Source organism: Tildeniella sp., assembly GCF_059505325.1.
In genome coordinates, this window is the sequence record NZ_JCACKI010000037.1 from 4,067 (window position 1) to 27,999 (window position 23,933).

The following is a 23,933-nucleotide window of genomic DNA, read 5'->3' on the forward strand; positions in this document are numbered from 1 at the left end:
CCAGGGAGAAGGGGAACTGGATCAGCCCCTAGTGCCTTCTTACCAGGGAAAAGAGGAACTGAATCGGCTCCCTTCTCCCTCAGGGAGAAGGGCTGGGGATGAGGGCAAAAAGCTAGGGGACGAGGGCAGACCGCAGGAAGTGGCTCACTTTCTCATGCGCTGCATCTTTACGATGTTTGCAGAAGATGTGGGACTGCTGAAAGAGCATTTGTTTACAGAGGCATTGGAGACGCGCTGGTTGCTTAACCCCAAGACCTTTCAGCCGGAGGTGGAAGCGCTGTGGCAGGCGATGAATGATGGCACGGCGTTTGGCTTTTATGGCAGGTTGCTGAAGTTTAACGGGGGCTTGTTTGCTGAGGCAACGGCGTTTGAGTTGAATGCGGATCAGCTTGCGGTGTTGCTGACGGCAGCAAAGCGGGAATGGAAGGACGTGGAGCCTGCGATTTTTGGGACGTTGCTGGAGCGGGCACTCGACACCAAGGAACGCAGCAAACTGGGAGCGCACTATACGCCCCGATCGTACGTGGAACGGCTAGTGCGTCCGGTGGTGATGGAGCCATTGCGGGAACAGTGGGATCTGGTGCAGGGGGACGTAAAGCAGATTTTGGGCGATGTGGATACAGAGCCAACCACCACCCAGAAGAAGAAAGCCGTTGCCGCCTTAGAAGGCTTTCTGGCGGAGTTACGCACGGTGAAAATTCTTGATCCGGCGTGTGGGTCAGGCAATTTCTTGTATGTGACGCTGGATTTGATGAAGCAACTGGAATCAGAGGTGTTGCGTCGACTGGAAGATGTGACGGGACAGGCACAGCTACGGCTGGATATTGACCAGGTGAACCCGTCGCAGTTTTTGGGCATTGAGCTAAACCCACGGGCGGCTGCGATCGCCGATCTGGTGATCTGGATTGGCTATTTGCAGTGGCACTTTCGACGGTTTGGCGACATTCCCCCAGTGGAGCCTGTGCTGCGGGAATACCACAACATTGAGTGCCGCGATGCGGTGCTGGCGTATGACGGTAAGGAGGAGGAGGTTGACCCGAAGACGGGGAAGTTGAGAACGCGCTGGGGTGGACGGACGATGAAGCATCCCGTGACGGGAGAACTGGTGCCCGATTCGAGTGATCAGATCCCGATTTATCGGTATATCAATCCGCGCCCCGCTGAGTGGTTGCCTGGATTGCCCTCACCCCTAGCCCCTCTCCCGGTGGGAGAGGGGAACCGGAAGCTCCCTTATCCCAGCGGGAGAAGGGCTGGGGATGAGGGACTTTCTATGCTGGCGGGGCGTACTAGACAAATTCCCAAAGCATTACTGCAACGAGCAAAAGAGTTGAGGCAGCAGCAAACGCCTGTAGAGAAGTTACTGTGGGAGTGTTTGCGCGATCGCCGTCTTCATAATGCCAAGTTCCGTAGACAGCATAACCTGGGACAGTTTATTGCTGACTTTTACTGCCATGAGGCTCGTCTTGTCGTTGAATTAGATGGTGGTATTCATCAACAGCAACAGCAACAGGATAGCGATCGCGACCAATGGATGCAGGCAAATGGCTTTACGGTTTTGCGCTTTCAGAATGAAGCGGTGTTGAGTAACACAGAAGCAGTTTTGGAGACGATCGCGCAGTCTTTGCCCTCACCCCTAGCCCCACTCCCGGAGGGCGAGGGGGACAAGAATGTGGCTCGGCTCCCATCTCCATCAGGGAGAAGGGTTGGGGATGAGGGTCAAGTCTACCGCCCAACAAGAGAGGGGAACGCCGGACTCCCTTCTCCATCAGGGAGAAGGGTTGGGGATGAGGGTCAAGTCTACATCGTGAGCAATCCCCCCTTCATTGGCAATGCCTGGATTCGTGAACGACTAGGCGATGGCTATGCTGAAACCCTCCGCAAAGTGTATAAAGATGTCCCCGATACCGTCGATTACGTCATGTATTGGTGGCACAAAGCCGCAGAGTTAGCCAGAGCAAACCACATTACTCGCTTTGGCTTCATCACAACAAACAGCATTCATCAGGTTCGTCAGCGCAAAGTAATCGAGTTCCATCAAAATCAAAAAGACCCTATCCGTTTGATCTTTGCCATTGCCGATCATCCCTGGGTAGAAGATGAAGGTGCAGCCGTCAGAATTGCAATGACAGTAGGACAAGCTGATACATCGAATATTGTCCGAGTGGCACAACTTGGAAGAGTTGTGAGAGAAATTGAAGCAGAGACACCAGAAGATTCAGCAGAGCAAGTTGATATAAGGTTGCATCAAGTTACTAAGATCTTTAGCGATCTTCAGGCTGGAGCCGACGTTAGTAGTTCAGTAAAGCTAAAAGCCAATCTAAATCTGTCATGTCCTGGGATGAAAATGACAGGAGCGGGGTTTCTAGTTACGCCACAGGAAGCTTCTCTGTTGGGATATGCAGCTAATTCTTCGCTGCACTCTGTAATCAAGCCCTATCTTCATGGAAGAGATATTACAGATCGAGCAAGAGGGCTTTACACGATCGATTTATTCGGATTGTCGATCTCACAGGTACAAACGTCATACCCAACTGTTTATCAGTGGATTTATGAACGAGTTAAACCTGAGCGAGACACCAATAATCGCAAGGCACTTCGTGACAACTGGTGGATATATGGTGAAGCAAGAGCCACTTTAAGACCAGCTTTACAGTCACTTGAGCGATACGTTGTCACAGTAGAAACAGCAAAGCATCGTGTGTTTGTGTTTTTAGACCATGACGTTGTTCCAGATAATATGCTGATTGCGATCGCCCTCGACGACGCTTATTTCCTGGGAGTTCTCTCCAGCAAAATTCATGTCACCTGGGCACTTGCAGCAGGGGGAAGGCTAGAAGATAGACCTCGCTATAACAAAACTGTTTGCTTCGATCCCTTTCCCTTCCCCGACCCCACACCCGCACTCAAACAAAAAATCCGCGACCTGGGCGATCGGCTCGATGCTCACCGTAAGCGCATTCAGGCACAGCATCCCGATGTCACCATCACTGCCATGTATAACCTGCTGGAAAAGATCCGCGCTGGGGTTGAGCTGACTGATGGCGATCGGGCATTTAACAACAAGGCACTGGTCTCTACGCTGAAGCAGATCCATGATGAGCTGGATGCAGCCGTGTTTGAGGCGTATGGGTGGGAAGATTTGCTTTCTCCCTCACCCCTAGCCCCTCTCCCAGTGGGCGAGGGGAACTCCGGACTCCCTTCTCCCCAAGGGAGAAGGGTTGGGGATGAGGGCATTAATGAAATTATCCTTGAACGACTGGTGGCATTAAATGCAGAACGCGCCGAAGAAGAACGTAATGGGTTCATTCGCTGGCTGCGTCCAGACTATCAGGCTCCTGGTGAAGTGCAGACGCAGCAAGTGCTCGAAGGGATGGCTGAAGTCGAAGTGGAAAGCACTATTGCCCCTGTAGAACAGCAGCCCTTTCCCAAAGTTTTCAAAGACCAACTGGCAGCGGTGCGCGATTTACTTCGTACTCAGGGTGGCGAATGGACAGTGGTGCAAATTGCGGCGCAGTTTAAAGGTGCCTCTCGTCAGAAACAAATTATTCTCGCCTGTCTCGAAAGCCTGGAAGCGTTGGGCATTATTGCCAGACATGACGAAGAGGGGAGCGATCGTTGGTATCTCGCAGAGTTGCAGAAGGCAAGCTAAGCGGGATTATTTGTAGAATCCTTTTAGCGATCGCGGCTCCCTCCCGATCGAGCCATTGTCTACAATTGAGTACATCGCTATTGTCTGGAGTGCCCTATGGACAGCAACTCATCGCAACGGCAGCAAATTATCGACACGATTCAGATCTTGCCCAACGCCACACTGGCAGAGTTACAGGCATTTGTGCAGCAACTGCGCGATCGCACGATGAACCACTCCTTACAACCCCAAGCATTAGATACAGAGCGTTTTGATCAATTATCTACACAACTGATCGAACTGTTTATCGCCACTCGCCTTCCAGACTCTGCCCCGCTATCTGACTATGCGGTCAGCCGAGAAGGCATTTACGGCGACCATCCCTGACCATGACCTATTTGCTCGACACCAATATTCTGCTCCGATTTATCGATCCCACAGACCCATCCCATGCGATCGTTCATCAGGCAATTGACCACTTGAGATTTGATGCACAAGATCTGAGAGTCTCAACCTAAAACTGTATCGAATTCTGGAATGTCACGACTCGTCCAATCACGCGCAACGGTTTTGGGCGCACACCCCAGGATACCGATCAATTCCTTCGTCTCCTGACACAGCTATTCCCTGTTCTACCAGATGACGCGGGTGTGTATCCAGAATGGTATCGGTTGGTATCACAGTTTAATGTTTCAGGTGTTCAAGTACATGATGCGCGGCTTGTTGCGGTCATGCGAGTGCATCAGATTTCACACATTTTGACTTTCAATACTGCTGATTTTGCCCGTTACAGTCCTGAAGGAATGACGGCTGTTGAACCGCGATCAGTATTCACCAAACTTTAGTAATATCAGCGATGTGCAACTAATTCGCCCTCATCCCCACCCTTCTCCCCAGGGAGAAGGGCTTCCAGACCGTTCCGGTTCCCTCTCCCATCGGGAGAGGGCTAGGGTGAGGGCAGTTTTGGCAGGTATTTTAGGAAAGTCGCACATCGCGTAATATCAGCGATTTCCAAGTCAACATCAGCAATAGGGTGTGCTCCACATCTCTTTTAAAGAACTGAGAGTTCAAAGCATCCAGCACCTTAGCGCAACGATGTTCTAAATTTTCGTCAGCGGGAATTCTAAAGGCACAGGTTGAGTGGGCGGTAAGTGCCGCAACCATAAACCATCTCACCGCATTTATTCTTTGGAGATCTTTTCATGCCTTACGAAAACATTAGCGCTACCATTTCACCGGAAACATTGCAGGAAATCAAAGCCGCGATCGCCTCGCTCCATGCCAATATGCCGTTCTTAATTAGCCTCACGCCCGATGAGCGTCGCAAGCGGGTGAAGATGGGCGACAAGAGTTTAGCCTTCGTCAACAACAGCTTGAGTGTGACCCAAAACAATGCTGAAGTGGTGCCTGCCAGCTTTAACATTGCCGAATTCAATCGCGATCATCAGTTGACGATCGCGCTAGCAGAGGTGCTGAACCTGCTGGAGCAATTAACCGAAAAAGTGGATGATACCCTGATGGCAGTGGGCAGTGAATCAATGGCAAGCAGTCTGCTGGTGTATGACTATGTGAAAACAGCCGCCAAACATGCACCTGGTCTCAAGAGCGTTGCTGACCAGCTTGGCGAACGGTTCAAGGCAATGGGCAAGAGACACGTCAAACCGGAGCCAAGCTCTGCTCAAACCACTCCGTAAACAGGCTGACTCAGCGTTGAACAGGCTCAATCAGTTTCAGAGATAGCCTGACTGAGCGAAAGGTTCACTCGACTGAGCTGAGCGATAGCCTGACGCAGCTCAAACATGGCTCGATCAGGCTCAACCATCACTCAACTCAACTGGGCGCTCACTCAAGCGGCTGCGAAGATCGCTCAACCAGGTTCAGAGATAGCTCAACCTGGTTCAGAGATAGCTCAACCTGGTTCAGAGATAGCCTGACTGAGCAAAAGTATGACTCGACTTAGCTTAGCGATAGCCTGACGCAGCTCAAATATGGCTCGATCAGGCTCAAACGTTACTCCACTCAACCTGGCACTCACTCAAGTAGCTGCAAAGTTAGCTCGACCAGGTTCAGCGATCGCTCGACCAGGGATTGAATCGTTGTACGATACCGGGCGCTATTCGGCTATAGTACAAAAGTATTTATTTGGGTAGAAGTATATGCAGCAACGAGTGAGCCTTATAACATTAGGCGTGCAAGATTTGCAGCGATCGCTTCAGTTCTACCGCGACGGGCTGGGCTGGAAACCTGCAAGTAACAGTAATGACGACATTACATTTTTTCAACTTGGTGGTGTTGTCTTGGCGCTCTACCCAAGAACGGAACTCGCGGAAGATGCCACGATTGATGCGACAGGCACAGGTTTTTCAGGCATCACGCTCTCATATAACACCAAGAGCCGAGAAGAAGTTGATACGGTCTTGCAGCTAATTGAGCAGCTAGGCGAAACCATTGTGAAACCAGCACAAGATGTCTTTTGGGGCGGCTACAGCGGCTATTTTGCTGATCCAGACGGACATCTCTGGGAGGTAGCCTGGAATCCGTTTTGGGAGTTTGATTCCTCTAATGGTGTCATTCTACCCTCGTGAACGCTTTGAGGTTCCCGTGCCAGTCAGCATCTAGACCTCGTTGACCAAACGTCTGGTGACGGCTTGCAGCGTTTTTAAGCCCTTGAGTGACCCACGAATCAAGCGGGCAGCCGCGATCGGTTGCCTCACCATCCCCCAAGCTAGCGGCAGTGGTTGTAGTGAGCCATGCGCGTCGATCGCGTTAGTAAGGCGCGGTAGATTGTGCTGAGCGTTGTCGCTGACGACTCGTAACATGGCGACCGTAGCACCCGTTTGAGCTAGAGACTTTAGCGCTGCAAAGCCTTCCATATCAACGACATCGGCATGGTACTGGTGAGCAAGCTGGTGTTTTTCCTGGGCTGACCACACGAGCCGATCGCTCGTTAATGCTCTAACCAGCGTTGCTTCCTGCACGAATGCTGACTGTAGTCGTTCAGTCAGTGCGGCATCACAGGGTAAGCGAGTGTGCGCTTCGGCGCGATCGATGCACTCTCGGTAGAGTACGATATCTCCGATCGTATGGTTTGGTGTCAGTCCACCACATAGCCCCATGACCAAAAATGTTTGTCCACCCCTAAGAGCTTCCCTCTGCTGCCACGTCTTCAGATAGCGACCGAGCGGTGCTGCTCCCACTGGAATAGGCACCACTACAGGCGTTGTCGCACGTCCAATGCCCCGGCACACTGCCTGATACTCTGCTCCCTGTGGGACAAGAATGATATGAATCACCGACCGTTGGTTATGCTATTTGTGAGATCAATACTGACATATCAGGACTGTTGATATGACGCGGTTGCGTAAACAAAAGACTTCGATCGCCTCCCTGTCAGTGCTCTTTGCAGTGGCGGCTACTGGGGTAGCCACAGCCAAACCGTTGGCAGCGTCCTTGCAGATTAGTCCCAGTCTGACTCCAGTGCTGGGCACACTCACCTTTCCACCGCCGACGAATGTTCCAGTTGGTACGTCCATCCGCATTGGTGGTTCTAGCAGCATGGAAACCATCAACCAGGTGCTGAAGCGGCGCTTTGAGCAACAGTTCGTCGGGACGGAAGTCCAACTCAATACACAGGGCACCGGACCCGCCATCAAAGATTTGCTGGATGGTAATGCTGATCTGGCGGCGATCGGGCGATCGCTCACCGAGCAGGAGAAAGCGCAGGGGCTGATTGCAGTGCCCGTCTCGCGGCATAAAATTGCGGTCATTGTGGGGTCTGAAAACCCGTTTAAGGGCGACCTAACCTTTGAGCAATTCGCCAAAATTTTTCGCGGTGAGCTGAAAGACTGGTCGCAGTTGGGTGGAGAGCCAGGACCGATTCGGTTCATCGATCGCCCTGATAATAGCGACACGCGTCAAGCCTTTCGTAACTATGCTGTCTTCAAGCAGGCACCCTTTGTCACCGGAAAAACAGCTAGACAGCTAGCTCAAGACAATACCAGTCAGGTTGTGGAAGCGCTTAAGACGAGTGGGATTGGGTATGCGATCGCCGATCAGCTTCAGGGACGAGGCGATGTGCGGGTCATTACAATGAACAAAGTCTCACCAAACAATCCCAAATATCCGTTCTCTCAACCACTCATTTACGTTTATAAAGGACCGCAGCCCAACCCGTCCGCTCAGGCATTCCTGGGCTTCGCTGCGGCTCCTGCCAGCCGTAAGACCATTGAAACGGCGCGTAAGGAAGCGAGTGCGGCGATCGTCACTACTGCCGATGTGTCCCCGCGTCCTCAAGTAACGATACCCAGCCCTCCAGCCGTTTCTCTACCAGCACCGCAAACGGTAGCACCTGCTCCCAGCAATACCGATACAAGTACAGCCGCCAATAACGCAATGCCGTGGTGGTGGTGGCTGGGGCTACCGCTGCTGGGAGGATTGTGGTGGCTAGTACAAAGCCGTGAGGCACAGTTTGAGTCAGAAGACATTGAGTCAGAAGACATTGAGCCAGCAGAAACGATGCTCCCTCCCTATGAGCCAGTAACGACCGAGGGAGCGATCGCGCCAGCGGTGCCAGCGGTTGCTGCTCCACTGCTTGAAGCGGCTCGATCGGCGGGCAACAGTCGTCTGATTTTAGTACCCCGAAACTGCACGAATGCCTATGCCTACTGGGAAATCCCTGCTGACGCTGCCGTCGCGCTACAGCAGCAGGGTGCTCAGAAGCTGGTGCTGCGGCTCTACGATGTGACGGGTGTCGATATTCAACATCAGCCGCCTGTAAGTCTGCAAGAGTTTGACTGTGAGGCACAGGCTCAAGACCGACATCTCCCCATTCAGACAGACAACCGGGACTATCTGGCTGAATTGGGCTACGTTACCAGCGATGGTCGCTGGCTTCAGGTCGCGCGATCGGAGCCTGTACGAGTGCCTGCCTGTGAACCGCTACCAGAAGCGATCGTGCCTGATGCTGAAACGATCGTACCTGCTCCGACCCAGGCACAACCACCCATGCTGTTTGATGATGCCATCAAGATTGGCGGCGCGGCGCTGGCAGGTGGTGCTGTACTGGCAGACGATCGGAGTAGTTTTCCACTCAGCTCCAATAGCACTGTGATTGCAGATGACCACAGCAGCAATGCCACAGTAAACCATTGGGATACGGTTCAGTCGGGTAGTGTGACTCTGGCAACTTTTGGGACAGCCAGCCTCGAAGCCACTCATTCTGCCACTGCTACATCTGTGTTTTCTGGCGAAGCCGCACATGGGATGGAGCGCGATCGCACCCTGGACAGTCAACCGATCAGCCAAAGCCAGGTTTTTCTGGTGCCCCGCGATGCTCAAAATGCGTATATTTATTGGAATGTGAGCCAGGCTGACAAAGATGCTCTGAAGCATCAGGGTGGACAGCAGCTAGTCCTCCAGGTGTATGAGGCAGCGGACACAGCCTCCGTCTCAGCTTCCAGTGTTCAACAGTTTCTGTGCAACGAATGGGAGCGCGAGCAGCATGTACCCATCCCGGTCAGCAATCTCGACTATGTTGCGGAACTGGGCTACGTCACGCTGGATGGGCGCTTTCTGAAGTTAGCACGATCGCCACACACGAGAGTTCCTGGCAGTTAGGAGCAGGAGCTAAATCATGCCGCAATTAATCGAGATGGATTCAACCGTACAACTGAACAATGACCTGAAAATCTTGCTGAGACTACCCACCCTTACGGGAAGCAAGCTACGCCCTAGCCCTCTCCCAGCAGGAGAAGGAACCAGAAACGTCCGAAAGCCCTTCTCCCTGGGGAGAAGGGTAGGGATGAGGGCGAATTTAGCTGCACATCGCGTAAGGTAAGGAGTTGTACAGAAATAACAGCATGGTCTGTAGCCGTCAGCGAGAAGCTGATAGCTGATAGCTGATCCAAAAGTGTGCCGTTATTTTTGAGCAAGCTCTAAGAGTCGCAGACGATCGCCAATATCATCCGTCCGAAGCCGAAAGCGATAGGATGACTGATAGCCTATGCATACTGTTTAGCCCGACTTTTTCTATGTCTTTGCGATCGCGTTTTAACCTTTCCAGGCTTGCTATCGACTACCCCTGGCTCACCTTGGGCTTCTGGATTACTGTCTCTGTAGCGGGGCTGCTGGCATTCAGTTCACTCAAGTATGCGCTGTTTCCAGACATCACGTTTCCTGTGGTTGTGGTGAATGCGTCAGCACAACTTTCTGCTGCTCAAGAGACGGAAACTAAACTTACAAAACCATTAGAACAGGCGCTACAGGAACTTGAGCGTGAAGGCTTGAATGGTGTGCGGTCTTCAACCTATCCAGGACGGGCGATCGTCAGCCTGTCGTTTGATGTTGGCACGAATTTAGAGCAGTCGGTCAAGCGCGTTGACGCAACGCTCAAGCCACTCAAATTGCCGACTGGAGCCAAGTATACGGTTACGCCAGTCAACTTAAATGAATCCGCCGTTGCCAGCTATGCCATTGAGAGTACGCAGCAAGAGAGTAAGCAGCAAACGCTGTCTCAGTTGACCGATGTAGCAGAGGGGCGGATCATGCCCGCGATCGCTCAGGTGCCCGGTGTCCTCAAAGTCAATCTGCTGGGTGTACCTGCTGGAGCGACCGCTGCACCACCAACGCCAACACCAAAAACGGCAGAGCAAGCTGTGCTGGATGCGGGTTCATCGGCAGTTCGTTTCAACGGGCGGGAGGCGCTGGCGCTTGAGGTGATTAAGCGCAGCGATGCGAATACATTGGACGTGGTGAAGGCGATCGACCAGACAGTGGTGCAGTTGCGATCGCAGCTACCAGACGTACAGCTAAACCTGGCAGCGACTCAGGCAGAGTATATCCGCGAAGCAACCGATTCGACCGTGGATGCGCTAGGGCTAGCGATCGCGCTCTCTGCGATCGTCATTTTTCCCTTTCTCTGGGACTGGAAGGCAACGCTGATCTCGGCGCTGGCAATCCCAACATCATTGCTGGGCACGTTCATTGTGATGGCGATCTTCGGGTTCAACCTGGAGACAATTACATTATTGGCGCTGGCATTGGTTGTGGGGATTATTGTCGATGACGCGATCGTCGATGTAGAAAATATCGCCCGTCACCTGGATGAGGATGGCAAATCGCCCCGACAAGCCGCGATCGAGGCAACGGATGAAATTGGCTTGACGGTGACCGCAGCAACGCTCACGATCGCGGCAGTCTTTCTTCCAGTAGGGCTGATGCAGGGCGTAGTCGGACAGTTCTTTCGCCCCTTTGGGATCACCGTTTCAGCGGCTGTGTTGATTTCGCTATTGGTTGCCCGGACGCTTTCCCCCCTACTGGCAGTCTACTGGCTGCGACCACAACACAACCATCCCACGACACAGGGCTGGTCAGGCTTTGTGCAACGCTACCGCACTCTCTTGCAGTGGTCGTTGGCTCATCGGGGCATCGTTGTAGGCATTGCCCTACTGAGCTTTGTGGCTGGGCTGGCGCTGATTCCCATCATTCCTAAGGGGTTTATTCCCAAGCTCGATCGCGGTGAATTTAACATCACTTACACGGCTCCTTTACCCATTGCAGCGATCGCTCAAGCCGCTCAAGCTCAAGCCGCTGCCGCAAATCCAGCAACGTTACCCCCTGGAGTAGATCCGGCAGCTTTAGCGGCACAGCAGGCAGCAGCCATTAATCCATTGACCCCATCGCTAGACACGGCAAAAAAGCTAGAAGCGTTTGTGCTCAAGTCGCCTCAAGTCGAAACAGTCTTTACGACTGTAGGCACGCAGCAACAGCCGAATAAAGGCAGGCTCTACGTTAAGCTGCGACCGGGACACACCGTCCATACGGCTACCCTGCAAGACCAGTTTCGGCAGCAGTTGCCTGTCATCAAGGATGTCACCACAAGCGTCGAAGATATTCAGTTTGTGGATACGGGTGGTGAGAAGCCGCTGCAAGTAGGGCTAATCGGTGATGACCCACTGGTTTTAAGCCAAACCGCAAACACCATCAAGCAGCGACTTGAAAAACTTCCTGGCTTTGCTGATGTCACGACTACGGGCAGCGCAAATACGACGGACAAAATTGTGGAAATTGAGCGACGCGATGGTAGTCGGGTGGCGTATGTCAGCGCTAATCTGCGACAGGGCATGGCGATCGGTGATGCGACCGATCGTGCGTTGGCGATCGCCAACGAAGTCAAACCATCCTCTGTAGCGCTCGATTTGGGTGGTGATTCTGCCAGAGTGGGCGAAATCTTCGGCAGTTTTGGCTTCACGCTGGGTCTTTCCATCGTCTGCATTCTAGTGGTGTTGTTGATCCTGTTCCGCAGTTGGACTGATCCCCTGGTGATCGTGTTCTCGCTGCCGCTGTCGATCGTCGGGGCATTGCTGGCATCCCTCTTCACCCGCAGCGATTTTGGGATGATTTCCGTCATCGGCATCATTTTTCTGCTGGGCTTGGCAAACAAAAACGCCATTTTATTGGTGGACTACATCAACCAACTTCGTCGCGGCGGGTTATCGCGTACGGATGCCATTCTCAAAGCGGCACCCATTCGCCTGCGCCCCATTCTCATGACGACCGCTGCTACCATTCTCGGCATGATGCCGATCGCCCTCGGTCTGGGAGCCGGAGCCGAACTCAGAGCACCAATGGCAATCGCCATCATCGGCGGACTCATCACTTCCACCCTCCTGAGCCTGATTGTGGTGCCAGTCGTCTACGCCCTCCTCGACGACCTGAAGTTTCGGCTCAAAGGGGAAAGGAGTAAGATTTAAAGTATGCCCACGACATCGCAAGCCTTGAAATGCTTTCAGCTTTGCTACGACCTGACCAGCAAGTATTGCTCTATTGATTTAGTGACTGTGGATAAGCGCTCTGGAAACGTAATTCTCTTAGCAAGAGAAGACATCAATCTTGAGATTGAACCCAATGGAAAATGGAGGTTTGTATGAGCATAAAACCTGACTTTACAACGATGACAACGCTTGAACTTCGAGCCTATATTTTGGCGCACCGAGATGATGATGATGCTCTACAAACTTACCTCGACAAGCGCCATAGCGAGAATCCAAATGCACGGGTATATCAGCCTGAAGATAATGTCGCTGGGGCGATCGCAGAGTATTTAAAAGGCAAAAAACAGCAGGAAGCCTCCTGAATTTGCCAGTCTGTTTCAACAAGTCATGCCGCCATAAATACAATAATTACTCAATGCAAGCATTTGTTACGGGTGGAACGGGGTTTATTGGCGCGAATTTGGTGCGCTTATTGCTGCAAGAAGGATATGCAGTCAAGGCACTGGCGCGATCGGGTAGCCACTTAGACAATCTACAAGGTCTAGATGTTGAAATCGTCAAAAGTGACCTGAATGATCCTGACCTGTGGCAGCACATCAGTGGGTGTCGGTTTCTCTTTCACGTGGCGGCGCATTACTCGCTGTGGCAGACCGATCGCGAAGCGTTGTATCAGAATAACGTCATCGGCACGCGCAATATTCTCACAGCAGCCCAGAAGGCAGGCGTAGAGCGCACGGTGTATACCAGTTCTGTCGCAGCGATCGGTGTTAGCAGTGACGGTAAACCTGTCGATGAAACCCATCAAAGTCCCGTCGAAAAACTGGTGGGGCACTACAAAAAATCCAAATATCTGGCAGAGCAGGAAGCGGTGCAAGCGGTGCAAGCAGGGCAAGACATTGTGATTGTTAACCCCAGTAGCCCGATCGGTGCCTGGGATATCAAACCCACACCCACAGGCGATATCATCCTGCGCTTTCTGCGTCGCCAAATGCCTGCGTATATCGATACAGGCTTAAACTTCATCCACGTGCAGGATGTGGCGTGGGGTCACTTACTCGCGTTGCAGAAAGGGAAGACGGGCGATCGCTACATCCTGGGCAATCAAAACCTCACCCTCAAGCAACTGCTCGATCAGCTTGCTGCCCTGACTGGACAACCCGCACCTCAACGCGCCATTCCTGCCTGGATTCCTCTCACCGTAGCGTGGATTGACGAACAACTACTCGCACCGCTTGGCAAAACCCCGTCTGTACCGCTGGATGGGGTTCGCATGGCGCAACAGCCCATGTACTACAACGCTACGAAAGCTGTGCAGGAACTTGGGTTGCCTCAAACCGCCATTTCTACGGCTCTGCGCGATAGCATAGAGTGGTTTGTGAAGTATGGTTACGTGAAGAAAATCTAAAGGATGAAGTCTAAAAAACTTAGCCTTTAGCCTTTATGCTTCATCCTTTCCTTCATCCGTGTTCCCGTTCGAGGAGTGAAAAACGCATGGCAGTCCTTTTACAGCAGGCGATCGAAGTTGGTAAGTACATCGTCTCTCAACGCCTGAAGGGTCGCACGAAGTATCCCTTAACCTTGATGCTGGAGCCGCTGTTTCGCTGCAATTTAGCGTGTCCTGGTTGTGGCAAAATCCAGCATCCCACCGAAATCCTGCGGCAGAACATGACACCAGAGCAGTGCTTTGCAGCCGTGGAAGAGTGTGGTGCGCCTGTAGTCGCCATACCTGGTGGCGAACCGTTACTGCATCCACAAATCGATGAAATTGTGCGCGGGTTGGTCGATCGCAAGAAGTATATTTACCTCTGCACCAACGGCATTTTGCTAGAAAAGAGCCTGGATAAGTTCACGCCCTCTCCTTACCTGACATTCAGCGTCCATCTGGATGGGTTGCGCGAACATCACGACAAATGTGTCGATCGCAAAGGCATCTTTGATGTTGCCGTCAAAGCGATTAAAGCCGCCAAAGCCAAAGGGTTTCGGGTCACAACCAACACGACCATCTTTGAAGGCACTGATCCAAAAGAGATGCAGGACTTCTTTGACTTCATTGGTACGCTAGGCACCGATGGCATGATGGTGTCCCCCGGCTACAGCTACGAATGGGCACCTGACCAGGAGCATTTCCTCAAACGGGAACAGACGAAATTACTCTTCCGCGAAATTCTCGCCCCTTTTAAGGCGGGTCAAAAGAACTGGAACTTTAACCACAATCCCCTGTTTCTAGACTTTCTCACAGGCGTAAAAGAATATGAATGCACACCCTGGGGAATGCCAAGCTATAGTGTGCTTGGCTGGCAAAAGCCCTGCTATTTGCTAAACGAGGGGCATTACGAAACCTTCCAGGAATTGCTTGACAACACCGACTGGAGCCAATATGGACACTCTAGCGGTAATCCTCAATGTGCCGACTGCATGGTGCACTGCGGCTATGAACCTACGGCAGCGGTCGATGCAATGCAGCCGCAAAACATGATGCGGGCGATCGGTAGCGTCTTTGGTATCGCCAACTAAGGTTTGAGTCTTTGAATATCGCGTAAACACAAAACCCCCGACTTCTTGAAGAAATCGGGGGTTTGAATGAATGCGTTAGCAGCCAGTTGCAAGGTTAGTTGGTGAGATCTCTGGCGGCTCGATCGACCCCGCTTTGAACATCACCAGCCGTTTTTTCAGCACCTTTGACATACCCTGAACCAAACTCTTTGAAGGCTTCTCCGGTTTCTTTGCCAATCCGCTTGAAGCGCTCACCAGGGTTGCCTTCTACTTCACGAGCTTCGCGGTTCCACTGCCCCGTTGTTTTGGGTCGATCAGCATCATTTTGGTTGATGCGATCGCGAAGGGTTGCAGGCAACGATTGATCGTTCTTTCCAGGATCAACGTTGGTGGTTAGCAGTAAAAAACCGACAAAAACAACGGTCAAAAGTTGCTTTACTTGTAGTCCCTTCAGTAAGGACGCGATGCGATCGATCGATCTGGAAATCAAATTTGTCATGCCGTTACTCCGTTAAGTCACTCTCAGCTTTTCATGCTTTTTTAAGATGGTTTGGCTTACTCAAAGGTTATAGTCACGACCAAAGGGAATCACAATCATTCAAACCAATGTCTTAGTGAGTGATAGACTCTACCGCAATCAACAACTTCAAGCTACTCGCACCTCTTAGCACAGGCTTAAGACTAACGCTCAAAAGATAACGATTCCTCTGACAAAAGTTATAGTTCTGCGATGTCAAAGCGCGCGATCGGCATTACTTTCGTCAGGAACCAATCTATTGCTGCTGTTCAGTTTTAAGTCAGCACCGTACAATAATTTCGTCAAAGGTCTACTCACGACACAGGCTACTAGAGGCTAAAACGAATGATTAAAGCGTATGCTGCTCACGAACCTGGTGGCGAACTGAAACCGTTTGAGTATGATCCGGGTGCGCTAGGCGCGCTGGATGTTGAAATCAACGTCGAATATTGCGGGATTTGCCACAGCGATTTAAGTATGTTGAACAATGAATGGGGCATCACGCAATATCCCTTCATTCCCGGTCATGAAGTCGTTGGCACGATCGGCGCGATCGGCGATACCGTGACCACGCTCAAAGTGGGGCAACGAGTTGGGTTAGGCTGGTATGCCCGCTCCTGTATGGACTGCGAGTGGTGTATGTCAGGCGACCACAACCTTTGTTTGACAGCAGAAGGCACGATCGTTGGGCGACCTGGCGGCTTTGCCGATAAAGTGCGTGCCCATCACAGTTGGGTGTTTCCCTTGCCAGAGCAGCTCGATCCAGCGGTGGTCGGTCCACTGTTTTGTGGTGGTGTCACCGTGTTTAACCCGATCGTCCAGTTCGATATCCATCCCACCGCTCACGTAGGCGTGATTGGCATTGGCGGGCTGGGGCACATGGCACTGGGCTTTTTGCGTGCCTGGGGTTGCGATGTTACTGCCTTCTCAACCAGTCCCGATAAGGAAGCAGAGGCACGTCAACTGGGAGCCAACCATTTCATCAACTCCCGCGATCCAGAGGCGCTAAAGTCCGTAGAAAACACCTTTGATCTGATTATTTCCACCATTAACGCTGATTTAGACTGGAATGTGTACATCGCGGCACTGCGCCCGAAAGGACGACTGCACTTTGTCGGCATAACGCCAAGTCCTTTATCCAGCGCCATCTTCCCACTAATTATTGGACAAAAATCCCTCTCTGGTAGCCCTACAGGTAGCCCTGTCACCATCACCAAAATGCTAGACTTCGCCGCTCGTCACAATGTTGAGCCAGTTACCGAAACCTTTCCCTTCGAGCAGGTGAATGAGGCGATGGAGAAACTCCGCAGTGGCAAACCACGCTATCGGCTGGTGCTCAAGCACTAAATCTTAACGGGTGCGGACTGCACAAAGGCTGACAACACGGTGTGGGAATAGAACCCGGTCAAGGTCATGCCTGAGGGAAGGGCGATCGTTGCCCTCAGGCATGACCCCTCACCCCTTCCTCTTCACCCTTCTTAAAAAGGTCACGAGATAGACGCTAAACTTTTGACAGTCCCTCATTTTATTTATTGGCTGGATAATTTGACGCGTCTTGTGGTAGACCGTCGTATCCCCAACCTCCGACATGAACACAGCGACCAATATTCCTCTACTGCTTGGGATCAACGTTGCGCTGATTGCCATCAATGCTTTCTTTGCGGCAGCAGAAATCGCGCTTGTCTCCGCCAGTGATGTCCGCTTGCAGCTTTTGGCAGATCAAGGTAGCCGTCGCGCTCGCATGGTACTAGCGACGACTGAAGATAGCACCCGTTTTCTCGCTACGATTCAACTGGTCATTACTCTCACGGGCTTTCTCAACGGTGCGTTTGCGGCTGAGAACTTAGCGACTCCACTGACAGGTGTGCTGAGTCCATTTATCGCTCCTGACCTGGCTGAAAAGGTTGCGCTGGTTGGTGTGACGGTGGTCATCGCGCTCATCAGCCTGATTTTTGGTGAGCTGGTACCTAAGAAGCTGGCAATCCGTCATGCTGAGGAATTTGCGCTCTTTTGCATCCGTCCGCTGCGGTTATTGCAACGACTGACCGCGCCGATCGTCAAGCTGATCAGCCTTTCCACCAATTTGATTTTAGATCTAACAGGCAATCCTGAGACTGAAGAGGAAGGGTCTGTCAGTACAGAAGAAATCAAGGCAATGGTTGATGCCGGACTAGCTGGTAGCACCGTTGGCGAACAGGAACGACGCATCATTCGAGGTGCCGTTGAGTTAAGCAACATTACGGCACGGGCAATTATGGTGCCAAGAGTACAGATTCAGTACCTCAAAAGCACTACGTCCTTGCAAGAAGCCTGCCAGATTGTGTCCGAAAACGCCCACACTCGCTTACCAGTGTGCGAAGACGACCTGGACAACATCGTCGGCATTCTGCACGTCAAAGATCTCATCCGTCCTCTGTCCCCCATGCAGGAGCAACCTCCAGGCATTCGCGAGTTGCTGCGCCCCGTGCATTACATCCCCGAAACCAAGCCAGCCACTGATTTGCTGGCAGAGATGAAGAAAAACCGTCTGCATCTGGTGGTTGTGCGCGATGAGTTTGGCGGGACAGCGGGTTTGGTCACGCTCGAAGACGTGCTCGAAGAAATTGTGGGCGAAATCCGCGATGAGTATGATGCAGAAGAAGAGCGCGAATTTCGGCAAATTAGCGAACACGAAGGCATCTTCAAAATTCGTGCCAGCATTGCCACAGTAAACAATGAGCTGGATGTGCAATTGCCTCGGGACGAAGCAGCAACTCTGGCAGGGCTGTTTTTGGAAGAGTTGCAGCGTCCTCCTGAAGCGGACGATACTCTGCAAATTGATGATGTTCAGCTAACGGTTCTTGAAGATGGTCAGCGTGTGCGTGTCATCCTGGTAGCGATGCCGGAGCCTGAAGAGGTTGATTGAGGGCAGAGGGCAGAGGGCAGAGGGCAGAGGGCAGAAGGCAGAAGATAGAAGATAGAAAGGGGATGAAGGGTGGGTCAGGTGTTTAGGGGAGGGAAGTGAACTGTGGCAGGCTCTTTTGAGAAAAGCAGTATTGGATGGCAGCTTCACTTGCAGCAGCAGCGGTTTAGCGAGTGGCTGGAGCGATTGTTTGCACCGATCGATCGCACTCGATCGCCTAACTGGTTGCTGCCAGAGTGGTTGCTGAGGCTGCTGTTTTGGGTGATTGCTGGCATCCTGGTTGGGTGGCTGAGCTGGCAGGTCTACAAGCTTGCACGTCCTTACTTTCAAACGCCGATCGCCCAGGTGGGACAGTCCGATCGGCGATCACCTCACAGCAGCACTTCGACGGTAGCAGCATGGCTCCAGCGATCGCGCGCCTTTGCCAAGCAAGGCAACTACCGTGAAGCCTGCCGTACCCTCTACATGGCAGCACTCCAACGCTTGAATGACGTAGAACCCATTCCACACGAGACCAGTCGCACTGATGGCGAGTATCTCCAAATTGTACAGACGCTACCCCGATCGGCTCCGTATCAAGTACTTATTCGCACCCATGAACAGCTCTGTTTCGACAACGCCGACCTTTCAGTAGATGACTTCGATCGCTGCCAGCAAGCGTATCAGGAGATTGAAACAATGTGATAGTTAAGGGGGAGCGGGGGGAGCAGGGGGAGCAGGGGAGAAAGGAGAGTGTCCTATCTTGCATTACCCAACCCACATATCCCTTGCTTCTTCTGCCTCCCCTCCTCCCTAGCCTCCCCTGCCTCCCTAGCCTCCCCTCCCTTCCATGCCCCTCTCTAAGCGACAAATTTGGCTTCTAGCGATCGCCCTGGCAACTCTGATCATCATCAGTCTCTTTGCGGCTCCGGGCGGCAAGCGGTTGCAAAGTGGCTCTACCTATGGGCGATCGCCCGATGGGTACGGAGCGTGGTATGCGTTGATGGAGTCTAGAGGTGTGACGATTCACCGCTGGCAGAAACCATTGAAATCATTGTTCCAGCCCAGTGAGCCTAAACTGCCTGCGATCGAAACCTCCGATAAAACCGCAGAGACGCAGAGACGCGGAGATGCAGAGACAGTTCTGATTACAGCCTCACCCCCTCACCCCTTCATTGCCTCCTCCCCGCTGACTGAGCCAATCACCTTGCTCCAAATCAGCAGTGGCGAACCGCTCTCAGTGACCAACCTGGCGTGGGTGGAACGCGGTAATGTCTTGCTGCTGCTAGGCGTGAGTGCCCCTGTAACCAAAGCGCCGTTTGATAGCACGATCGCCAGTTCTGTCGGTGCTATACGCCTTCAAACCAGTCGTCGCGAACCCGATCGCACCACCCAAACTAAGCCGCTGCTAACCGATCCCTTTGGTACTGTTGTCTGGCAGCAAACGTTCGGACGGGGGCAGATCATTTCTGCTGTGACACCGAACCTCGCAGCCAATGCTTATCAGGAGGCTCAGGGTAATTACGAGTTCCTGGCAAAGCTGGTTACGGAACCGAACTTGCCGATCTGGGTGGACGAATATTCGCATGGCTATAAAGATAATGATGTGGTCAAGCAAGAGTCTGGGAATTTGCTTAGCTATTTAGCAAAAACGCCCCTTCTGCTAGTCTTCATACAAGCGATCGTCATCCTGCTGGTGCTCATTTGGGGACAAAATCGGCGATTGGGTCCTGCGATCGCCCTTCCAACACCCGCGATCGACAACAGCGAAGCATACATTCAGGCAATGGCAGCCGTCTTGTATAAAGCCGAGAGTAACCAATTTGTGATCGATACCATTGGCAAAGCAGAACAAATTGAAGTCCAAAAAGCCCTTGGTTTAGGCACAGAACCATTGCCCCTAAAAACGCTGCTAGACGCGTGGACGCAGCAAACGGGACAGCCTGCTGCACCGTTAGAAGCTATCCTCAGCCCCACCAAACACCCCCGTCGAATCGAGGAATCAGACTTGCTAAAGTGGTTGGAGCAGATGCAAGCCGTTCGACAACAGCTAACGAGGTAAGGCTAAAGCTGAAGGAACGCTTCGAGTTTTGAGTTGAATTTCTGTGTCTCCCTCTGCTTCCCCTGCACCCCCTGCTCCCTCTGCTTCCCCTGCTTCCCCTGCTCCTCACTCCTCACTCCTCACTTCCCATGCCCGAACTCAACGCCACCTTCGATCGCCTCTCCCAAGCTCTCAGTCAAGTCATTGTGGGGCAGACTGCCCTGGTGCAGCAGTTTCTGGTCGCGCTGCTGGCAGGTGGGCACGTCATTTTAGAAGGCGTACCGGGGACGGGCAAAACACTGCTGGTGAAGGTGTTAGCGCAACTGGTACAGGCAGATTTTCGTCGCATTCAGCTCACGCCCGACATTTTGCCCTCTGATATTTTGGGCACCAATATCTTTGACTTGAATACGCGAAACTTTACGCTGAAGAAGGGACCCGTCTTTACCGAGATTCTGCTAGCGGACGAAGTGAACCGCACACCACCGAAAACGCAGGCAGCGCTGCTAGAAGCAATGGAAGAACAGCAGGTGACGCTGGATGGGCAAAGTCTGGCTCTGCCCGATTTGTTCTGGGTCATTGCCACCCAAAATTCGCTGGAATTTGAGGGCACCTATCCCTTACCAGAAGCACAGCTCGATCGCTTCCTCTTCAAACTCATCGTCGATTATCCCGACCCCAAAGCCGAACGGCAAATGCTGCTCAACAGCCAATCAGGATTGCAAACGAAGCGTCTTGATCTGGCAAGACTGAAACCACTGCTGTCAGTAGAGCAAATTTTGGCGGCACGGCAGGCAGTGCGATTGGTTAAAGTTGCCGAGCCGTTGCTGGATTATCTGCTGGCACTGGTACAGCGATCGCGCCAGCATCCCGATCTCGCGTTGGGTGCATCACCGCGTTCTGCCGTGGCATGGCTTCAGGCAAGCAAGGCAAACGCCTGGTTGAGTGGACGCGATTTTGTCACACCGGATGATATCAAGGCGATCGCGCCGCCCACTTTGCGCCATCGCTTCATCCTTCGCCCCGAAGCTCAACTCGATGGGCTTCAGGTCGATGCTGTCATTAATGCCTTACTCAGTCAGGTTCCCGTTCCACGTTGAATTGTGGTTAGTCAGAGAGCAAAAAGTCCTGTACTGCTGAAGATTGGTAACCCAAACCAAGCAATCATGAATCTAGCCTATCTACTATCAGTCAGAACTGGAGACTAATGCACTGGGTTGATAGCAGATCCCTGCTTGCTTGAAACGTCGAAGAGCTTCACCCAGGCGATCGCAATCCGCAATTAAGCTGATGCGAACGTAGCCTTCACCACCGCTGCCAAAGGCATTACCAGGAGTCACCACCACGCCTGTTTCTTGCAACACAGAGAGCGCAAAATCCGTAGAGCCAATGCCGGGTGGACAATCAACCCAGAGATACATGGTGGCACTTGGTTTGGGCACTGTCCAACCCAATTCGGCAAGCCCTTGAATGAGAAAATCGCGGCGGGTACGGTAGCGTGCCTGTACCTCGTGCAGGTAAACATCAGGCAGTTGCAGCGCTGTTTCTGCGGCTGTTTGCAGTGCAGCAAAAATCCCGTAGTCCAGGTTGGTCTTCAGTGTGCGTAAGCCTTGCACAATGTGGCGATTGCCGACCACAAAGCCGACTCGCCAGCCTGCCATATTGTAGGTTTTGGACAGCGTATGGAACTCGACCCCGATCTCCTTGGCACCCGGAATCTCGAGCAAGCTAGTAGGCTGATAGCCGTCAAACGCAAGCTCAGCGTAACAAAGGTCATGAACGAGCAGGATTTCGTAGTGACGAGCGAAGGCGACGATTTCTTCAAAAAACTCGCGGGGTGCAGTCGCCGCCGTGGGGTTGCTGGGATAATTGAAGTAAAGGATTTTTGCCTGTTTGGCGATCGCCTCAGGAATCGCTGCCACATCAATCAGCCAATTGTTCTCAGGCTTAAGCACCAGGCTATGAATCTGTGCCCCTGCAATCAACGGTCCCCGAAAATGTGCCGGATAGGCAGGGCTGGGGACTAACACGACATCACCGGGATTGACGTACGCCAGTGCCAGATGGGTCAAGCCTTCTTTAGAACCTAATAGCGGCAGCGCTTCGCCTTCGGGGTCGAGCTTGACGTTATAGCGACGGTAATACCAATCCGTAATTGTGCGTCGAAAACTGGCAGTGCCTTCAAAGGGCGGATAGCCATGATTCGCGGGATTTTGTAACGCCGCGATCGCAGCCTCTACAACAGGCTGTGGTGTCGGTCCATCTGGGTTCCCCATACCCAAATCAATTAGATCCAACCCCTGCTCTCTGGCACGCACTTTGAGTTCATCCAGCCGCGCAAAGACATAAGGAGGGAGCGATCGCAGGCGATCGGCAGGCTTAATCCACTCTAATGTCATAGCGTTACCTCATGAGGAGAGTAAGGGGTGAGGGGTATGGGGTGAGGGGTAAGTTGTTCACTCCTCTCTCCTCTCTCCTCTCCCCTTACTTCTCTCGCCGTTGTTGATACCATGGCTGCCATCAGTTGCGCGGGTTCCACTGTGAAGGGGAGACGGTGAATATCGGAGTGGTCAGCACACGCGATCGTGGCTGCCTGCTGTAGATCGGCGATCGAAACCGCTGCCAAGCCCAGATCATCAAGACTTTGGGGCAGTCCAATCTCGCTGTAAAACTTCAAGAGCTGTTGGCGCGCGGTCGCAGCCAACCGATTACCCTGCACAATTTCTTCGAGGCGTAGCTGCACCAGAATGCCATAGGCAACTTTTTCGCCGTGTAACGTGCTGTGGCTGGCGAGCAAATGCGTCAAGCCGTTGTGAACCGCATGAGCTGCCACAGTCCGACATTGAGCACCACCCAACCCACCAATCACGCCAGCCAGAAGGACGGTCGCATCAACGACTTCTTGCCAGACTTGCCCGCCGGGTTCTTGAAGGGCGATCGCCGCTTTTTGAAACAAAAGATCTCGCAGCACTCGCGCCTGCTGCACTGCTGCAATGATCAAGCTTTGCTCTGAATGCCCACTACTGACGGAGGCTTCGTACCATTTGGCGATCGCATCCCCAATGCCAGCCACTAGCGTTCGACGAGGAGCCGTTTGCACCAGGTCATAATCCAGTATGAGCAAATCGGGGCACTGCGTCAGCGCCACATCATACTGAAAGGCACCCTGCTCAGAATAAACATTAGAGAGCGCTGTCCAAGCGGCACAAGTTGCGGCTGATGTGGGAATCGTGACCACTGGAAGCTGCTGCTGGTATGCCACCAACTTGGCAGTATCGAGCGCCTTGCCACCACCCATGCCAATCACAACGTCTGCGTGATGCTGCTCAGCCGCTTGCACCAGAGTCGCTAGCGTAGTTTCGCTGCAATCAGGGCTGTAAGAAACCCAGCGAGGTTGGAGACTCTCTCGCTCTAGCACTGGCTGCAACTGCGGTTGAAGCGTGACCAGGGTTTGGCTGCCACCAATCACAAGCGGACGCTGACCCAACCGCGCGATCGCGCCACCAACTTGAGTCAACAACCCATAACCACGTAATACCTGGGCTGGGGCGATCGTGAGTGGAGGTTGAAACGCAATCGTTGAATGAGACATAGCAGAATCG

At 52.7% G+C, this 23,933-nt stretch carries 20 protein-coding genes; 16 read left to right on the forward strand and 4 right to left on the reverse strand.

Translation table 11 applies throughout. The annotated features are described in order from the left end of the window. From AC5JO6_RS14010 to AC5JO6_RS14030, 5 genes are all read left to right on the forward strand, one after another. Window positions 1–3,649, forward strand: a 3,649-nt coding sequence (locus AC5JO6_RS14010; protein ID WP_496081682.1) for a class I SAM-dependent DNA methyltransferase, incomplete at its 5' end; no start/stop codon positions are given. Between the two features lie 96 nt (window positions 3,650–3,745). Continuing rightward, window positions 3,746–4,015, forward strand: coding sequence for a hypothetical protein (locus AC5JO6_RS14015; protein ID WP_496081683.1), 270 nt, complete (start codon window positions 3,746–3,748; stop codon window positions 4,013–4,015). Window positions 4,016–4,152: 137 nt separating this feature from the next. Next, window positions 4,153–4,473, forward strand: coding sequence for a type II toxin-antitoxin system VapC family toxin (locus AC5JO6_RS14020; protein WP_496081727.1), 321 nt, complete (start codon window positions 4,153–4,155; stop codon window positions 4,471–4,473). A gap of 357 nt (window positions 4,474–4,830) precedes the next feature. Continuing rightward, window positions 4,831–5,322 carry a hypothetical protein gene (locus AC5JO6_RS14025; RefSeq protein ID WP_496081684.1) on the forward strand — a complete coding sequence of 164 codons (492 nt, stop codon included), beginning with the start codon at window positions 4,831–4,833 and terminating at the stop codon, window positions 5,320–5,322. Window positions 5,323–5,784: 462 nt separating this feature from the next. Continuing rightward, window positions 5,785–6,213 (forward strand): VOC family protein, encoded by a 429-nt coding sequence (locus AC5JO6_RS14030; protein ID WP_496081685.1) that lies wholly within the window; start codon window positions 5,785–5,787, stop codon window positions 6,211–6,213. A 30-nt stretch (window positions 6,214–6,243) separates the two neighbouring features. Here the strand turns inward: AC5JO6_RS14030 and AC5JO6_RS14035 are convergent, their stop codons facing one another. Then, window positions 6,244–6,921, reverse strand: coding sequence for a 5'-methylthioadenosine/S-adenosylhomocysteine nucleosidase family protein (locus AC5JO6_RS14035; RefSeq protein ID WP_496081686.1), 678 nt, complete (start codon window positions 6,919–6,921; stop codon window positions 6,244–6,246). Between the two features lie 55 nt (window positions 6,922–6,976). Here AC5JO6_RS14035 and AC5JO6_RS14040 point away from each other — a divergent pair, with 55 nt between their 5' ends. The 6 genes from AC5JO6_RS14040 (at window position 6,977) to hpnH (ending at window position 14,913) form a co-directional block, all read left to right on the forward strand. Next, a complete protein-coding gene (locus tag AC5JO6_RS14040; protein ID WP_496081687.1) occupies window positions 6,977–9,244 on the forward strand; it encodes a DUF4912 domain-containing protein in 2,268 nt (755 codons plus the stop codon). Between the two features lie 413 nt (window positions 9,245–9,657). Beyond that, window positions 9,658–12,378: an efflux RND transporter permease subunit gene (locus tag AC5JO6_RS14045; RefSeq protein WP_496081688.1), complete on the forward strand. Its 2,721-nt coding sequence runs from the start codon at window positions 9,658–9,660 to the stop codon at window positions 12,376–12,378. A 3-nt stretch (window positions 12,379–12,381) separates the two neighbouring features. Continuing rightward, window positions 12,382–12,555 carry a DUF6888 family protein gene (locus AC5JO6_RS14050; protein WP_496081689.1) on the forward strand — a complete coding sequence of 58 codons (174 nt, stop codon included), beginning with the start codon at window positions 12,382–12,384 and terminating at the stop codon, window positions 12,553–12,555. Beyond that, a complete protein-coding gene (locus tag AC5JO6_RS14055) occupies window positions 12,552–12,761 on the forward strand; it encodes a DUF6887 family protein (RefSeq protein WP_496081690.1) in 210 nt (69 codons plus the stop codon). The genes AC5JO6_RS14050 and AC5JO6_RS14055 overlap by 4 nt, the downstream gene beginning before the upstream one ends. Before the next feature lie 53 nt (window positions 12,762–12,814). Continuing rightward, a complete protein-coding gene (hpnA, locus tag AC5JO6_RS14060; protein ID WP_496081691.1) occupies window positions 12,815–13,804 on the forward strand; it encodes a hopanoid-associated sugar epimerase in 990 nt (329 codons plus the stop codon). 86 nt (window positions 13,805–13,890) lie between these two features. Continuing rightward, window positions 13,891–14,913, forward strand: coding sequence for an adenosyl-hopene transferase HpnH (gene hpnH, locus AC5JO6_RS14065; RefSeq protein WP_496081692.1), 1,023 nt, complete (start codon window positions 13,891–13,893; stop codon window positions 14,911–14,913). Between the two features lie 94 nt (window positions 14,914–15,007). Here hpnH and AC5JO6_RS14070 read toward each other — a convergent pair whose 3' ends face one another. Further along, window positions 15,008–15,391 carry a hypothetical protein gene (locus tag AC5JO6_RS14070; protein ID WP_496081693.1) on the reverse strand — a complete coding sequence of 128 codons (384 nt, stop codon included), beginning with the start codon at window positions 15,389–15,391 and terminating at the stop codon, window positions 15,008–15,010. A 363-nt stretch (window positions 15,392–15,754) separates the two neighbouring features. On the opposite strand from AC5JO6_RS14070, the gene ahr reads away from it, so the two are divergent. From ahr to AC5JO6_RS14095, 5 genes are all read left to right on the forward strand, one after another. Next, entirely contained in the window at window positions 15,755–16,756 is a 1,002-nt protein-coding gene (gene ahr / locus AC5JO6_RS14075; protein ID WP_496081694.1) for an NADPH-dependent aldehyde reductase Ahr, read from the forward strand. 241 nt (window positions 16,757–16,997) lie between these two features. After that, window positions 16,998–18,314 carry a hemolysin family protein gene (locus AC5JO6_RS14080; RefSeq protein WP_496081695.1) on the forward strand — a complete coding sequence of 439 codons (1,317 nt, stop codon included), beginning with the start codon at window positions 16,998–17,000 and terminating at the stop codon, window positions 18,312–18,314. A gap of 102 nt (window positions 18,315–18,416) precedes the next feature. Continuing rightward, entirely contained in the window at window positions 18,417–18,995 is a 579-nt protein-coding gene (locus tag AC5JO6_RS14085; protein WP_496081696.1) for a DUF4129 domain-containing protein, read from the forward strand. Window positions 18,996–19,140: 145 nt separating this feature from the next. Beyond that, entirely contained in the window at window positions 19,141–20,352 is a 1,212-nt protein-coding gene (locus AC5JO6_RS14090) for a DUF4350 domain-containing protein (protein ID WP_496081697.1), read from the forward strand. A 128-nt stretch (window positions 20,353–20,480) separates the two neighbouring features. Continuing rightward, window positions 20,481–21,431 (forward strand): AAA family ATPase, encoded by a 951-nt coding sequence (locus AC5JO6_RS14095; RefSeq protein WP_496081698.1) that lies wholly within the window; start codon window positions 20,481–20,483, stop codon window positions 21,429–21,431. An 87-nt stretch (window positions 21,432–21,518) separates the two neighbouring features. On the opposite strand, the gene AC5JO6_RS14100 is transcribed toward AC5JO6_RS14095, so the two are convergent. Beyond that, window positions 21,519–22,730 (reverse strand): aspartate aminotransferase, encoded by a 1,212-nt coding sequence (locus tag AC5JO6_RS14100; RefSeq protein ID WP_496081699.1) that lies wholly within the window; start codon window positions 22,728–22,730, stop codon window positions 21,519–21,521. Next, window positions 22,727–23,923 carry an iron-containing alcohol dehydrogenase family protein gene (locus AC5JO6_RS14105; RefSeq protein WP_496081700.1) on the reverse strand — a complete coding sequence of 399 codons (1,197 nt, stop codon included), beginning with the start codon at window positions 23,921–23,923 and terminating at the stop codon, window positions 22,727–22,729. Before AC5JO6_RS14105 ends, AC5JO6_RS14100 begins: the two co-directional genes overlap by 4 nt. Window positions 23,924–23,933: the final 10 nt, after the last annotated feature.